A 14,150-nucleotide genomic window follows, 5' to 3' on the forward strand; every position below is an offset into this window, starting at 1 on the left:
GGGTATCAACGTCGTTGTGGAGGAAACCGAATGATCGAAATTGCCGGGCTGCCCGCCCATATCCTGCTCATCCACGGCGTCGTGGTCCTGGCTCCGCTCGCAGGGCTGGCGTCCATCGTGTACGGCGTGTGGCGGTCCGCGCGACAGTCCCTGGCGTGGCCGCTGGGTGTGCTGTCCCTGGGGCTGGTCCCGCTAACACTGGTCACCGCCCAGGCAGGCGAGCAGTTGGAAAAGACGAGGCCGGCCTCGCGCCTCCTCCATGAGCACGTTGAACAGGGCGACCTCCTGAAGTATCTTGCCGTGGCCTTCTTTGTGGTTGTCGCGATGATGCTGGCGGTCACCTACGAACCTTTTGCCCGACGGCTGGACCTCCTGGGTGCCCGGGGCTACATGGGGCGCCTGCGGAGCAATCGAGCAGTGCGGGTTGCCCTGCTGGCCGCCGGAGCGGTTGCGGGAGCGGTGTTGATCTACCAGAGCATCATCACCGGCCACTCCGGCGCCGCGTCGGTGTGGGCGGGCCGCTAAGTCGAATCCGGGTCGGGCCCTTGGCCCCTTGCGCCGCACCGGCAGGTGAGTGAGTGTGGGGGGCATGCGGGTGACAGCGGCATGACGGATGCTCCCCGCCAGGCGGTATCCCACGATGCCGGCCCCTGGCACCTCCGTGATGCCGAAGAGGCGGTGGCCGCCTATGGCGTTGACCCTGGTACCGGCCTGGCCTCGGACGAAGCTGCCCGCCGGCTGGCGCGCGATGGTCCCAACGAACTCGAGTCTGCACCGCCGCAACCGTGGTGGCGGCGGGTCCTGTCCCAGTTCCAGGATCCGCTGATCTACCTTTTGCTGGCAGCCATAGCAATTTCAGTCGTGGCCTGGTCTGTGGAAGGCGCCCACGGCGTTCCGGTCGATGCCCTCGTGATCAGTGCCGTGGTCCTGTTCAATGCGGTACTGGGCTTCGTCCAGGAGAACAAAGCCCAGACCGCCGTGGCTGCCCTGAAGGTCATGACTGCGGCCAACTCCATGGTGCTGCGCGACGGTGAGCTGAAGGCGGTGCCCTCAGCCGGACTCGTCCGCGGAGACATCCTCGCGCTGGGCGAAGGCGACGCCGTAGGCGCCGATGCCCGCCTGCTCACCGCCACATCGCTACGTGTCAGCGAAGCCTCGCTGACGGGAGAAAGCGAACCCGTCTTCAAGGACCCTCGAACCTTGGCCGGCAGCGTCCCGCTGGGGGAGCGGGTAAACATGGTGTTCAAAGGCACGGCCGTCGCCCAGGGCGTGGGCCGCGCAGTAGTGACCGGAACGGGCATGGATTCGGAGGTCGGCGCCATCGCCGGCATGCTCGAACGGACGGTCGCCGAGCCCACGCCGCTCCAAAAGGAAATTGCGGGAGTGAGCCGGCTGCTGGGCATCACGGTGATTGTCATCGCCGTCGTCGTAATGGTCACCGTAATTGCGGTGAACGGAGTTGCCTCACTGGGCGACCTGGTGACCGTCCTGCTCCTCGGCGTATCGCTGGCCGTTGCGGCCGTCCCGGAGGGATTGCCCGCCATCCTCTCCGTAGTGCTGGCGTTGGGTGTCCAGCGCATGGCCCGCCATAACGCCGTCGTCAAGCAACTGCACTCGGTAGAGACTCTCGGCTCCGCCACGGTGATCGCCTCGGACAAGACGGGCACACTGACCAGGAACGAGATGACGGTGGGCCGGATCGTCACGGCCTCGGGCGAGGTGGAACTGACGGGGGTCGGCTACCGCCCCGAAGGCTGCGCCCGCCAGGACGGCCGCGACGATATTGATCCGGCTGTGCTCCTTGAAGCCGGGCTGGTCCTTGCCGGCGGCACCTTCGCCAACAACGCACAGCTGAGGGAGCACGACGGCGAGTGGGAGATCCAGGGGGACCCCACCGAAGCTGCCTTCCTCGTCGCGGCCCGCAAGCTCGAAGGGGTTACCGAGCGCGTCGGCGAGTACGAACGCCACGGCGAGGTGCCGTTCACCTCGGAGCGCAAGCTGATGTCCGCGGTGGCCCACCATAAGGAGCTGGGTACTTTGTCCCTTATCACCAAAGGTGCCCCTGACGTGCTGCTCGGACGCTGCACCGGGCTGCAGGTAGGGGAGCGCATTATCCCGCTGGACGACAGGCGCCGGGAACAGGCGCTCGCGGCGGTGGATGCCTTGTCCGCGCAGGCCTTCCGGACGCTCGGCGTGGCCTATCGCCGGTACGGGGACGAGGACAGGCACGAACTCGAGGTGCTGGACGAAGCTGATGAAAGCACGCTCGTGTACCTCGGAGTCGTGGGCATCATCGACCCTCCCCGGGCTGAGGCTGCCGCCGCGGTGGCCGCCGCCCAGCACGCGGGGATACGGGTGCTGATGATCACCGGAGACCACCCGCTCAGTGCGGCACGGATTGCCGGCGACCTGGGGATAGCGCAAGCGGGGGAGCATGCTGTCACCGGGGCGGAGCTTGATGCGCTGGATGAGGAAGGGCTGCGTGCCGTCACCGCTTCCGCATCGGTTTATGCGCGGGTGGCCCCGCAGAACAAACTGCAGATCATTGATGCGCTCCAGGCGCAGGGCAACGTGGTGGCCATGACGGGGGACGGAGTCAACGATGCGCCGGCGCTGAAGTCTGCGGATATTGGCATTGCGATGGGCATCGCCGGGACCGAGGTGACTAAGGAAGCGTCCAAGATGATCCTGGCCGATGACAACTTCGCCACCATTGTCGCGGCCGTCCGCCAGGGCCGGATCATCTTCGAGAACATCGAAAAATTCCTTCGCTACCTCCTGTCCTCCAACATGGGCGAGGTGTTCACAGTGTTCCTCGGCGTCGTTTTTGCCGGGGCGCTGGGACTGGCCGGCGCCCCCGGTGAAGCCGTTGCGCTGCCCCTGCTCGCCACCCAGATCCTCTGGATCAACCTGGTGACGGACTCCGGGCCGGCGCTCGCCATGGGCGTGGACCCGGAAATCGACGACGTCATGGCCCGAAAACCCCGTCAGGCCACGGATCGCATCATCGGGCGGCGGATGTGGTCCGGAATCCTGTCGGTGGGCCTTGTCATGGGGCTTGCGTCCCTGCTCAGCATCGACATTTTCCTGCCGGGCGGGCTGGTGGACGGCGATGATTCCCTGCAGGTGGCGCGTACCGCCGGGTTCACCACCCTGGTGTTCGCCCAGCTGTTCAACGCGTTCAACTCCCGTTCCGAGACCTCCAGCGCCTTTCACCGACTTTTCGTCAACAAGTGGCTGTGGGGCGCGGTCGCAGTGGCCGTTGTTCTCCAGGTCGCCGTGGTTGAGGTGCCGTTTCTGCAGGGGGCCTTCGGGACGGAGTCCATGGATGCCCGCCACTGGGGAATGTGCGTTCTGCTGGCGTCCGCGGTGCTTGCTTTTGGTGAACTCCGGAAGCTGTCATTCAGGCTCCGGGCCCGGTTCCGCGCCGGGGCCCGTCTCCGCACCGGGGCGGCGGCGTGACCGGACCACAGTGGCTACCACCAGAACCATCGCCACTGCCTGAAGGACCGCCACGGCGGCAATGAGCGCCGGACGGGTGCCGTAGAGCGCGCCGTACAAGGCTCCGCCGGCGAGTGCGCCGCCTCCTTCGAAGGCGGCAAAGATTCCATAGGCTGTGCCCTGCCTGGCAGGCACCACCAGATCGGCAACCAGCGCCTTCACGGTTGAGTCCTGAATGCCCGTGGCGGCTCCCCACACGAGGACCCCGGCCAGCACCGGTCCGGTACTCACGGAGAACGCCAGTACCGGGATCACAGCGACCAGGACCGGCAGGACCAGGAGCACGGCACCGCCGGCGCGGTCGTAGCCGTATCCGCTGGCGAGGGCTCCCAGCGCTGCCGCAGCCATGGCAGCCGCGTAAACCAGCGGGACTGCGGACACAGGGACATCAACCGCGGCCGTCAGATGGAATGCGATGACACCGAAGGCCACCAGGCCCGCACTCCAGAAGAAGGCGGAGAGGGCGAAGAGGAGGAACACCCCGGGAAGGCGTCCCGCCGGCGTGTCAGCAGGTTTCAGGCCGCCCGGGGTGTCCGGCGCATCCGGCAATACCGGCGTCACCAGCTGCTCTGCCGTTCGCTGGGGTTCCGGTACGCGGCCCCGCATCCGGAACAGGAGGGCCATGGCAAGGGCCCCCGGAATGGCCAGCACTGCAAAGGCCGGCCACAGTGACCCGGTGGCCGCGATGACCGCGGAGGCGATCAGGGGCCCCGCAAATGCGCCGGCAAGGTCCAGTGACTTGTGGACGGCGAAACCGCGTCCCCGCCCGACCGGCCCGGCAACGGAGGCGAGCAGGACAGTCTTCGCAGGGCTGCGTACGGCCTTGCCAACGCGGTCGCCAATGATCAGGGCGGACGCCAGCACCAGCCCCGCGGCACCCACAACAGGGGTAACAGCGAGTAAGGGAACACACAGGACGGTCAGTGCATAGCCGGCAATCGTGAAAGTCCAGTACTTACCAGTACGGTCCGCCCATGGGCCGAAGAGCAGCCGGAGCCCCTGGGCTGCGGCCTCGGCGGCGCCGGTGACCAGCCCGACCACCAAAGCGGAGGCACCCAGTTGGGCCAGCAGGGGGCCGGCGAGGGGACGTGCGCCGTCGGACACGGCGTCGACGGCCAGGCTGACCAGCCCGAATCCAAGCACCATTCTCCATGGTGAACCCGGCAGCGGCGGGCTGTCTGGAGCAGCATGGCCAGAACGATGCGGTTTCACAGCTCAAGGGTTTCGGACGGCCCGCGGGAATACAATAGCTCCGGTTTTTGCCAGTCGCCGTGGACCGGCCAACGGATAAGATCACAGGGTGACGAACTCACCGAGTGGCGAACGCTACGTTGTCCGCCGGTGGTGGAGGGGGCGTGCGTTGCCGTGGGCAGCGTTGGTCGGATTCTCCATCATCATGACGGGCATTTCTCTGGAGCGGACAATGCTGTTCGCCTACGAGCCGGTGCCCGAGTTTGTGGAGCGGCTGCGAGTCGGCAGGCTGTTCATGCTCGCGGGGTCGGCAGCGTCCATTGCCGCCGCCGTCTGGTCACAGATCCGGCAGTATCCGCTCTGGGTCACGCTTTGCGTTGCGGCGCCGGTGGCACTCGTGGGCCTGGCCACGATGATCACCACGCCGCCGTCGTTGATGCCGCAGGTCTTTGGCCTGTTCGCCCTGCCGGCAGCCCTGGCAGGGCTCATCGGAGGGGTCACGTTCAGACGCCGGTGACGGGGCGCCTGACGCGCGTATGGCAGCAGACCGGCAGACCAAGCGTGTTCACCAACGGAACTGTCGTCGACCAGGAGATCGCTGCCGGGTGATCGTCATTTCCTTGCCCGGCTGGATCCTTCACGTGGCCGGCCGACGTCTGGTCGCGCATCACGCGGGCAGTTCCCTGGGCTCTTTGCGTGCCTTAAGGTCGCCTCGACCTCAGACGGCGACCAGATATTAGCCAGTAAAAAACCCCGCATCATCGCCGAACCAGCGACAATACGGGGTTCTTCCCGAGCTTCCTATCAGAATCGAACTGATGACCTTTTCATTACGAGTGAAACGCTCTACCGACTGAGCTAAGGAAGCACCGCATGAAATTCCCGGAAGAACCGGGCGGATCATGCAAGAGACAACTGTAATAGAGTCCCTTGCCCGGGTCAAAATGAGGCATTCATCCGCCCGCAGGATCGCCGTCTCGGACGTTGTCTGGATGTTCACCCGGCAGTCGGGGCGGGTTCAGCCGGGTGTCCGGGAGCGCTTGCACTGTGGAACGACCAAACGCGGCCGCGTCGGCGTCCGCTTCTCAGCGAAGGGGCTTTGGGCCATGACTCCGGACACAGCAGACACATCCGAACGGCAAGCAGCCTCCGTGCTGGATCCCACGCTGCCGGGTGCCGCCCACGGCATCCGGCTGGCCGTGCTGGCGATGGTGGGAACCACAGTGTTCGACGGCGGCCTGCTGGAGCGTGCCATGACCCGCACCCTGGCCGACCAGGGCGTGGCGGAAGGCTCTGCGGAGTTTGAGCGCATGCTTCGGTACGCCAGGGACACCGCCGGGATGTCAAAACTTGCCGTCTTCAACCACCTTTTCGAGGAGCGGTCGAGGGCCGCGGCAGCGAACACTTTCTTCGAGCGCAGCTGCGATGACCTGATATCGGACGGCATCATTCGGGCGGTTCCCGGCGCCGAGGACGCCATTGGCTGGCTGCGCGAAGCAGGCGTCATGGTCTGCCTTGCCACCGGATTCGGCCGCCACACGCAGAACATGGTGCTGGAGAGCCTTGGCTGGATGGGACTGGCAGACCTGAGCCTCTGCCCGGCCGATGCAGGGAGGGGCAGGCCCTATCCGGACATGATCCTGACGGCCGTCCTGGCGCTGGACCTGGACGACGTCCGGAGGGTTGCCGTCGTGGGTGACAGCTGCGCGGACATCGAATCGGGACTGCGGGCCGGTGCCACCACGGTGGCCGGGGTCCTCACTGGTGCACACGGGGAGCCGGCGCTGCGGGCGGCGGGGGCCACCGCCGTCGTGCCGTCCATCCGTGAGCTGCCGCTGCTGCTGGAACCCCGGTCCGCGTAGGCCGTCAGGCGACAGCGACGGGCCGCCTTCCTAGCACTGCGTGTTGTCCGCGGGGGCCTCACCGGTCAGGAAATAGCCGTCCACGGCATCGGTGACGCAGCTGTTCGAGCGTCCGTAAGCCGTGTGCCCTTCGCCCTTCCAGGTCACCAGGGAAGCGTTGCCCAGCTGCTTGCGCAGGGCGCCCGCCCATTCCACCGGAGTCGCGGGATCTCCCGTGGTGCCCACCACCACAATGGGGGCCGAACCCGGGTACTCCACGGGTGCCGGCGTGCGGATGCTCTTGTAGGGCCAGTCCTGGCAGTTGGTGCCGCCGTAGGCAAAGAAGTAGCCCAGGGTGGGGGATTCCTGCCGCAGCTTCTGCTCTTCGGCCCGCATGGCGGCGGGGTCCGTCACCATGGGGTAGTCAAGGCAGTTGATTGCGTTGAAGGCGAAGGCGCTGTTGGACGTGTACTTGCCGCTCGGATCGCGGTCGGCGCCGAAGTCGGCGAGCCGCAGCATCGGTGACGGATCGCCCTTGAGGGCGGCGTCCAGCGCCTGGGTGAGCAGGGGCCAGTTGTCGTCGTTGTAGAGCGGGAGGATGAGGCCGCTGACGAAGGCCGACCCGGTGACCAGCCTGCCGTCCTGGGCGCGCTGCGGGTTGGCGTCCACGGCCTGCACGACGTCGCGTATCTGCTGGACGCCGCTGTCCACGGTGCCGCTCAGGGGGCAGTCCTTGTCCCCGAGGCACTTCTGCACGTAGGCACGGATGGCCTTCTCAAAGGCGCGGGCCTGGCCGCTGGTGAGCTCCTCGTTGCTGAGCGAAGGGTCCAGCGCTCCGTCAAGCACCATCCGGCCCACGTTGTCCGGGAACAAGGAAGCGTAGGTGGAGCCCAGGAAAGTGCCGTAGGAGTAGCCCAGGTAGTTCAGTTTGGTGTCGTTGACCACGGCCCGCAGGATGTCCAGGTCCTTAGCGGCGCTGACGGTGTCCACGTGCGCCAGCACCGGGCCGGTCTTTTCGGCGCACTTGGCGGCAGTTGCCTTGTTGTCGGCGAGGGCGGCCGCCAGGCCGGCGTCCGAGCTGAGGTCGTAGTTCTTTGCACGGGACTCGTCGCGTTCCTGGTCAGTCAGACAGGTGACGGGGGATGACCGTTTTACGCCGCGGGGGTCGAAGCCCACCAGGTCGTACTTGGCGCGCACTTCACTGGAAATGTTTGTCGCGCCGGCATCCTTGACGAAGTCGTAGCCGGAGCCGCCCGGGCCGCCGGGGTTGACCAGCAGGCTGCCGGTCTTTTTGCCCGTTGCCTTCATTTTGAGGGCCGCGATCTCGATGCTGTCACCCTTGGGCTTGCTGTAGTCCACGGGCACCTTGACTTTGGCGCACTCAAGCTTGTCTTCGCAGGACGCCCAGGAGACCTCCTGGGAGTAGAAGCTCCGGAGCTCTTCGGGAGCCGCCTCGGCGATGGAGGGGTCGGCCTTGCCTGGGTCCCCGCCGGCCGATCCGCCGTCGGACTGCCCCGACAGGGTGCAGCCCGTCAACGCGAGCAACACGGCCAGGGCGCCAGCAGCTGCCTTGGCCGCGGTCGATCCGGACCGGGACCGTAGGGGCAGACGTCGGGCAGGCTTCATGCAGGGCTCCTTGATGGACTTGGCGTGGGCTCGGGGGACATGCGGCGGCACTAGATCAGGCTCGCGGCCATGGATTCGATGGCCAGCAGGGGCGCAACGTTGGTGGTGGTGATTCGCTGGCGGGCCTTGTTGATGGCATCCATCCGGGCCAGTGTTGCCTCCGGACCTGAACGGGCGGCAAACTCGGCCAGCTCGCTCCTGAGTTCAACGTTCACCAGTTCCACGGCGTTCCCCATCTGGATGATCAGCACGTCCCGGTAGAACGAGAGCAGGTCCGTGAGTGTCCGGTCAAGTGAATCGGTGATGGAGCGTTTGGCGCGCCGCTTCTGGTCATCTTCCAGTTGCTTGACCTGGCTTCTCATGGCGGGCGGCAGGGTGCCGCTTTCCGGAGCGCCGAGCGTGGCAAGGAGCGCTGCTTTTTCTTCGGCGTCGCGCACGTCGTTGGAGCTGTTGGCTTCCTCAGTGGCGATCTTCACCAGCTTTTCGGCCATCAGGACCGCTGCGGTGATGCCCCGCAGTCCCAACGGGAAACGGACGGTTTCCATACGCCGTTCGCGGGCGTCGGCATCCCGGGCGAGGCGGCGGGCAATGCCGACATGGCTTTGCGCCGCGCGGGCCGCGCGTTCGGCGAGAGCCGGGTCCACGCCGTCGCGCCTCACGAGCAGGGCCGCGACGTCGGCGGCCGGGGGGAGCCGCAGCGCCACCGGCCGGCAGCGGGACCGGATGGTGACCAGGACGTCCGCCGGCGACGGCGCGCACAGCATCCATACAGTGCGGGGAGTGGGCTCTTCGATGGCCTTGAGCAGCACATTCGTGGTCCGTTCCGCCATGCGGTCCGCGTCTTCCACCACAATGATCCGCCATCTCCCGGATGAGGGCCGGTTCCCGGCGGTCGATACCAGTTCCCGGGCTTCATCAATGGTGATGGTGACTTTTTCGGTGCGGACGAACGCCACATCGGAATGTGTCTCCCCCAGGATGGTCAGGCAGGCCGCGCATTCGCCGCAGCCGCGCCTGGTCACGTCCTCCTGGTCGCAGTTGAGGGCGGCGGCAAAGGCCTTGGCGGCGTTCGACCGGCCGGATCCGGGCGGACCGGTGAACAGCCAGGCGTGGGTCAGGCCTTCGCCCTGCGCGGCCTGGCGGAGCTGGGCGACGACGGCGGGCTGGCCCTGCAGGTCATCCCAGACGGTCACTGGGCCACGCCTTCGGTGCTGACCTGCCTGGAAAGCTGCCGGGACCCTATCAGGGAGTCCACCCGTGCCAGGATGAGCCCGGCAAGCTCGGCGACGGGCAGGTGGGCCGGCAGCACCAGGTAGCGCTCGGGACGGTCGGCGGCGAGGTCCAGGAAAGCGCTGCGGATCTTGGCGTGGAATTCGTCGGCTTCGGATTCCATCCGGTCTTCGGCGGCGTCGCCCGCGGTCCGGCGGAGGCGGCCGACGGCGGGGTCGACGTCGAGCAGCACGGTCAGGTCCGGCTGCAGGCCCGAGGTGGCCCATTCGTTCAGGTCCCGGACTGCCGCGGTACCGAGCTCCCGTCCGGCGCCCTGGTAGGCCACCGAGGAATCGATGTAACGGTCAGTGAGAACGATGTCGCCGCGTTCCAGGGCGGGCAGGATGACCTGGTCCGCGTGGGCGGCACGGGACGCGGCAAAGATCAGGGCTTCGGTGCGGGCGTCGATGTGGCCGTGGCCGTGGTCCAGTACCAGGGACCGCAGCTTTTCACCGATAGGCGTGCCGCCCGGCTCCCGCGTGCGCAGCACCGTGAGGCCGCGCGAATCAAGGGCCCCGGCCAGTGCTGCGGCCTGCGTGGACTTGCCTGCGCCGTCGCCGCCTTCGAAGGCGATGAACAGTCCGGGGTTCTGGGTAGTCACATGACCAGCCTACCGATAATCACTGACACCGTAGGTGCCGGGCCGTAACGCCTTTCCTGCGCTGTTGGCCTCCCACGTACTCTTTCACCATGAGTCTTTCCGAACAGCAAGCGGCCGCGCTGTCGGCTGAAACGGTGGTTGTGGCCGCCGGCCGCCCGCCCCGCAAACGCGATGCGCCCGTCAACCCGCCCATCGTCCTGTCCTCCACCTATTTCGGGACGGGACCGCTCGCGGACGGCGACCGCGGCTACGGACGCTACTCCAATCCCACGTGGGATCCATTCGAAGAAGCCCTGGGCCAGCTGGAGGGGGCGTCGCTTCCAGGGCTGCTGTACGCTTCCGGGCTGGCCGCCGTCAGTTCGGCACTCTCCCTCATCCCGGCCGGGGGAGTGCTGGTGATGCCGTCGCACAGCTATGCCGGTTCATTGGTGATGGCAACAGAACTCGCGGAGAAGGGCCTGTTCGAACTTCGCACCGTGGACATTGCGGACACCGATGCCGTGAAGGCCCTGCTCGCTCCGGCGGAGGGCAAGCCCGCCAGCATGCTGTGGCTGGAAAGCCCCACTAACCCGATGCTCGGCATCGCGGACATCCGTGCCCTGACCGCTGCCGCCCACGAGGCAGGCGCGATCGTTGTCACCGACAACACGTTTTCCACGCCACTCGTCCAGCAACCGCTGAGCCTGGGGTCCGACGTCGCCCTCCATTCCGTGACCAAATATTTGGCCGGGCATTCCGACGTCGTCCTGGGCGCGCTGGTGACCTCCGACGCTGCGATCCGCGCCAAGCTGCTGCACCACCGCATCATCCACGGCGGTATCGCAGGACCGTTCGAAGCCTGGCTTGCACTGCGCGGGCTGCGGACCCTGGCGCTGCGCATCGAGCGTTCGCAGGCGTCAGCGGCCGTCCTCGCCGGGCGGCTGAGCAATCACCCCCGGATTGAGAGCATCCGGTTCCCGGGACTGGAAACGGATCCCGGCCACGAACGCGCCAAGTCACAGATGAAGGGCTTCGGTTCCATCCTGTGCGTGCAGATCGCCCCGGCCGGCGGCCTCAACGGGGCAGATGCCGCGGACAAGCTGGTCCGCGCGCTGCAGCTGTGGCTTCCCGCCACCTCGCTGGGCGGTGTTGAATCGCTGATTGAACGGCGACGCCGCCATGCGGCCGAACCGGTCAGCGTACCGGACAACCTGGTCCGGCTGAGCGTCGGGATTGAAAACGTTGAAGACCTCTGGGCCGATTTGGAGCAGGCCTTGGACGCTCTGGGCGGCTAGGCTGGGGACGTGGACGGAAAACAGTTGATTATCTTCGTCGAGACCTGGGTCTATTTCATCCTTGCGCTCGTGGCTTTTGGTCTTGAAGCATGGGCATTTTTTGACTGCCTGCGCCACAAGGCGAACGCCTTTGAGGCTGTTTCCAAGCGGACCAAAACGTTCTGGCTGGCGTTGACCGGCGGCGCTGTGGCCATCGGCGGCCTGTCCCTCTACGGAGGCGGCGGCGGCGGTTTCGGCACCCTCGGCCTGTTCGGCCTCGCGGCCGTCACCGCTGCGTCTGTGTACCTTGCCGACGTGCGACCTGCCGTGAAAGACGCCGGCCGCGGCGGCAGCCGCAACATGGGCCCCTACGGGCCCTGGTAACCGGACAACACCTCAGGCGGGCGCCACAGCGTCCCAGCCCACCGTTAACTCGCCCAGCCGCCAGCGGGACGGTCCATCCTGGACCGGCCAGCCGCCGTCGAGCATTGAACGGCACATGGCGGTCCACCGTTGCCTGTTCCCGAAGGCGGCCAGCGGTGCCGCGTCCAGCCACGCCTTGTCCAGTGCCTGCAGGAAGCCGTGGATTCTTTCCCCGGGCACATTCCGGTGGATCAGGGCCTTCGGCAGCCGCTCGGCAATTTCCGAAGGCAGTGCGAAGCCGCCGAAGCGCATGGAGATGCCCAGGCTCAGCGGGCCGCCGGCGTCCAGCGCCACCCACGTCACGCGCCGTCCGATCTCGTCACACGTGCCGTCGATGAACAGCCCTCCGGGGCCGAGCCGGCCCCGGACCAGTGCCCAGATGGCCTCAACGTCCGCTTCCTCGTACTGCCGCAGGACGTTGAAGGCCCGGACTATCACCGGCTGCCCGGGCACGGGAATCTCGAATCCGCCCACATGGAAGCTCAGCCCGGCCCGTTCCAATGCTTTGGCTGCGCGGACGCGCTCCGGCTCGATTTCTATCCCGGCCAAACGGACATCCGTCCGCACGGCGGACAATCGCTCGAACAGTTCGACGGCGGTGGCCGGCGAGGCGCCGTACCCGAGGTCGACGACCAGCGGGTCGGCTGCCCGCCGCAGCCGCCAGGCCTGCGTCCCCGTGAGCCACCGGTCCAGGCGCCGCATGCGGTTGGGGTTGGTGGTGCCGCGGGTTACGTTTCCCACGGGCCTGCCGCCCTTGGCTGCGCTCCGTGTCCGGGCGGGGGCCACCCGTTCAGCTTTTTGCACCACCGGACTAGCCTAACGGTCCTGTCGTAACGGTCGGGTTAGTGGGAGCCGCAGTGTGATGTAACGCTCGGCGGTGCCGCAGTCTGCTCGGCTAGGATGAAAACCATGACTTACAAGCTGATTCTGCTGCGCCACGGCCACAGCGAATGGAACGCCAAGAACCTGTTCACCGGCTGGGTGGATGTTGACCTCAACGACCAGGGCCGCGAGGAAGCGGCTCGCGGTGGTGAGCTCCTGGTCGAGAACAATGTTCTCCCGGACGTCCTCTACACCTCCCTCCTGAAGCGGGCCATCAACACGGCAAACATCGCCCTGGACAAGGCCGACCGCGGCTGGATTCCGGTCAAGCGCGACTGGCGCCTGAACGAACGCCACTACGGCGCCCTGCAGGGCAAGGACAAGGCCCAGACGCTGGCCGAATACGGTGAAGAGCAGTTCATGGAGTGGCGCCGTTCCTACGACACCCCGCCGCCGCCCCTTGACGACGACAGCGAGTTCTCCCAGGCGCACGACCCCCGCTACGCCGACCTGGGCGACGCGCTCCCGCGCACCGAGTGCCTGAAGGACGTCCTCATCCGTCTGATGCCCTACTGGGAATCAGACATCAAGGAAGACCTCAAGGCGGGCAAGACCGTCCTGGTCACCGCGCACGGCAACTCCCTGCGGGCGCTCGTCAAGCACCTCGACGGCATCAGTGACGAAGCCATCGCCGGCCTGAACATCCCCACCGGTATTCCGCTGGTCTACGACCTCGACGAGGACTTCAAGCCGCTCAACCCGGGCGGCACCTACCTCGACCCCGAGGCCGCTGCCGAGTCCATCAAGGCAGTAGCGAACCAGGGTAAGAAGTAAACCAGGGTAAGAAATAAGGCAACGCCTTAACGAACGACGGCGGGCTGGTCACCTGAGGTGACCGGCCCGCCGTCGTTAACCCGGGTCACAACCCGGCAAAAAGTCAGCTGATTTCGGTGCTGTGCGGGTGCCACGCGCCCGTGACCAGGTAGGTGACTTTCTGGGCGACGGAAACACCGTGGTCCGCGAAACGTTCAAAGTAGCGGCTGGCAAGGGCAACGTCCACAGTGGTGGCCGGCGACTCGTTCCAGTCGCTGCGGGCGATGGCCTTGAAGACGCTCAGGTGGAGGTCGTTGACGGTCGCGTTCGCCTTGAGGATGTCGCGGGCAACTTCGAGGTCGCGTGTTTCCAGGAGTTCGGTGAGCTTGTCCGCGATCAGCTGGTCCTGCTCGGCGAAGCTCTTGAAGGTATCGGCGAGCTGCGGCGGAATCACGTTGGCCGGGTAGCGGAGCCGCGCCAGCTGGGCGATGTGCCGGGCGAGGTCTCCCATGCGCTCCAGCGAAGCGCTCATCCGCAGTGAACCCACGATCATCCGAAGGTCGCTGGCAACCGGTCCCTGGAGGGCCAGGATGTCGATGGCCCGCTCGTCCAGGCTGTTCTGCAGGAAGTCGATCCTGGCATCAGCGGCGATGACATCCTGGGCGAGGTCGACGTCAGCCCCCTCGAAGGCGGTCGTTGCTTTGGCGATTGCCTCACTGACCAGCTTTGAAATCTCGACGAGCTGCTCGCCCACCTGTGTGAGCTCCTCCTGAAAAACCTTGCGCACTACGCGTCCTTTCCTTGGAAATC

13 protein-coding genes and 1 tRNA gene are annotated in these 14,150 nt (G+C 66.6%); 7 read left to right on the forward strand and 7 right to left on the reverse strand.

Translation table 11 applies throughout. From position 1 onward, the window contains the following. Positions 1-30: 30 nt before the first annotated feature. Positions 31-525, forward strand: coding sequence for a hypothetical protein (locus JOE41_RS14610; protein ID WP_209752766.1), 495 nt, complete (start codon positions 31-33; stop codon positions 523-525). 81 nt (positions 526-606) lie between these two features. After that, positions 607-3,462, forward strand: coding sequence for a cation-translocating P-type ATPase (locus tag JOE41_RS14615; protein WP_209752767.1), 2,856 nt, complete (start codon positions 607-609; stop codon positions 3,460-3,462). On the opposite strand, the gene JOE41_RS14620 is transcribed toward JOE41_RS14615, so the two are convergent. Beyond that, on the reverse strand, positions 3,400-4,647 hold the full coding sequence (locus JOE41_RS14620; protein ID WP_209752768.1) for an MFS transporter: 1,248 nt from the start codon (positions 4,645-4,647) through the stop codon (positions 3,400-3,402). The genes JOE41_RS14615 and JOE41_RS14620 overlap by 63 nt on opposite strands. Before the next feature lie 250 nt (positions 4,648-4,897). Between JOE41_RS14620 and JOE41_RS14625 the strand changes: the two genes are divergently transcribed. Further along, positions 4,898-5,209, forward strand: a complete 312-nt coding sequence (locus tag JOE41_RS14625) for a hypothetical protein (RefSeq protein ID WP_043430305.1) — start codon at positions 4,898-4,900, stop codon at positions 5,207-5,209. A 278-nt stretch (positions 5,210-5,487) separates the two neighbouring features. Here JOE41_RS14625 and JOE41_RS14630 read toward each other — a convergent pair. Beyond that, a tRNA-Thr gene (locus tag JOE41_RS14630) sits at positions 5,488-5,560 on the reverse strand. A gap of 238 nt (positions 5,561-5,798) precedes the next feature. Between JOE41_RS14630 and JOE41_RS14635 the strand changes: the two genes are divergently transcribed. After that, positions 5,799-6,554 carry an HAD family hydrolase gene (locus JOE41_RS14635; RefSeq protein ID WP_209752769.1) on the forward strand — a complete coding sequence of 252 codons (756 nt, stop codon included), beginning with the start codon at positions 5,799-5,801 and terminating at the stop codon, positions 6,552-6,554. Between the two features lie 30 nt (positions 6,555-6,584). Here JOE41_RS14635 and JOE41_RS14640 read toward each other — a convergent pair whose 3' ends face one another. Genes JOE41_RS14640 through tmk form a run of 3 tightly spaced genes read right to left on the reverse strand, consistent with a single transcriptional unit; the run spans position 6,585 to position 10,029 of the window. Then, positions 6,585-8,159 carry an alpha/beta hydrolase gene (locus tag JOE41_RS14640; RefSeq protein ID WP_209752770.1) on the reverse strand — a complete coding sequence of 525 codons (1,575 nt, stop codon included), beginning with the start codon at positions 8,157-8,159 and terminating at the stop codon, positions 6,585-6,587. A gap of 50 nt (positions 8,160-8,209) precedes the next feature. Further along, a complete protein-coding gene (locus JOE41_RS14645) occupies positions 8,210-9,352 on the reverse strand; it encodes a DNA polymerase III subunit delta' (RefSeq protein WP_209752771.1) in 1,143 nt (380 codons plus the stop codon). Beyond that, entirely contained in the window at positions 9,349-10,029 is a 681-nt protein-coding gene (tmk, locus tag JOE41_RS14650; protein WP_209752772.1) for a dTMP kinase, read from the reverse strand. The genes JOE41_RS14645 and tmk overlap by 4 nt, the downstream gene beginning before the upstream one ends. An 89-nt stretch (positions 10,030-10,118) precedes the next feature. Here tmk and JOE41_RS14655 point away from each other — a divergent pair, with 89 nt between their 5' ends. Both JOE41_RS14655 and JOE41_RS14660 read left to right on the forward strand, forming a co-directional pair. Then, entirely contained in the window at positions 10,119-11,303 is a 1,185-nt protein-coding gene (locus JOE41_RS14655; protein ID WP_209752773.1) for a PLP-dependent aspartate aminotransferase family protein, read from the forward strand. 9 nt (positions 11,304-11,312) lie between these two features. Continuing rightward, positions 11,313-11,666: a DUF2516 family protein gene (locus JOE41_RS14660; RefSeq protein WP_011690585.1), complete on the forward strand. Its 354-nt coding sequence runs from the start codon at positions 11,313-11,315 to the stop codon at positions 11,664-11,666. Positions 11,667-11,678: 12 nt separating this feature from the next. Here JOE41_RS14660 and JOE41_RS14665 read toward each other — a convergent pair whose 3' ends face one another. Continuing rightward, a complete protein-coding gene (locus tag JOE41_RS14665) occupies positions 11,679-12,512 on the reverse strand; it encodes a class I SAM-dependent methyltransferase (protein WP_209752774.1) in 834 nt (277 codons plus the stop codon). A 102-nt stretch (positions 12,513-12,614) separates the two neighbouring features. Here JOE41_RS14665 and JOE41_RS14670 point away from each other — a divergent pair, with 102 nt between their 5' ends. After that, positions 12,615-13,361, forward strand: coding sequence for a phosphoglyceromutase (locus tag JOE41_RS14670; protein ID WP_209752775.1), 747 nt, complete (start codon positions 12,615-12,617; stop codon positions 13,359-13,361). 103 nt (positions 13,362-13,464) lie between these two features. Here JOE41_RS14670 and phoU read toward each other — a convergent pair whose 3' ends face one another. Then, entirely contained in the window at positions 13,465-14,127 is a 663-nt protein-coding gene (gene phoU, locus JOE41_RS14675) for a phosphate signaling complex protein PhoU (RefSeq protein WP_011690588.1), read from the reverse strand. Positions 14,128-14,150: the final 23 nt, after the last annotated feature.

Origin of the sequence: Arthrobacter sp. PvP103, assembly GCF_017833075.1 — a bacterium.
Classification (GTDB): domain Bacteria; phylum Actinomycetota; class Actinomycetes; order Actinomycetales; family Micrococcaceae; genus Arthrobacter.

Bases quoted from the DNA above. Each gene is read 5' to 3' on its own strand.
- JOE41_RS14620 (WP_209752768.1), bottom strand. From the start codon at position 4,647: ATGGTGCTTGGATTCGGGCTGGTCAGCCTGGCCGTCGACGCCGTGTCC.
- JOE41_RS14655 (WP_209752773.1), top strand. From the start codon at position 10,119: ATGAGTCTTTCCGAACAGCAAGCGGCCGCGCTGTCGGCTGAAACGGTG.
- JOE41_RS14635 (WP_209752769.1), top strand. From the start codon at position 5,799: ATGACTCCGGACACAGCAGACACATCCGAACGGCAAGCAGCCTCCGTG.
- JOE41_RS14640 (WP_209752770.1), bottom strand. From the start codon at position 8,159: ATGAAGCCTGCCCGACGTCTGCCCCTACGGTCCCGGTCCGGATCGACC.
- JOE41_RS14670 (WP_209752775.1), top strand. From the start codon at position 12,615: ATGACTTACAAGCTGATTCTGCTGCGCCACGGCCACAGCGAATGGAAC.
- JOE41_RS14625 (WP_043430305.1), top strand. From the start codon at position 4,898: ATGACGGGCATTTCTCTGGAGCGGACAATGCTGTTCGCCTACGAGCCG.
- JOE41_RS14615 (WP_209752767.1), top strand. From the start codon at position 607: ATGACGGATGCTCCCCGCCAGGCGGTATCCCACGATGCCGGCCCCTGG.
- JOE41_RS14610 (WP_209752766.1), top strand. From the start codon at position 31: ATGATCGAAATTGCCGGGCTGCCCGCCCATATCCTGCTCATCCACGGC.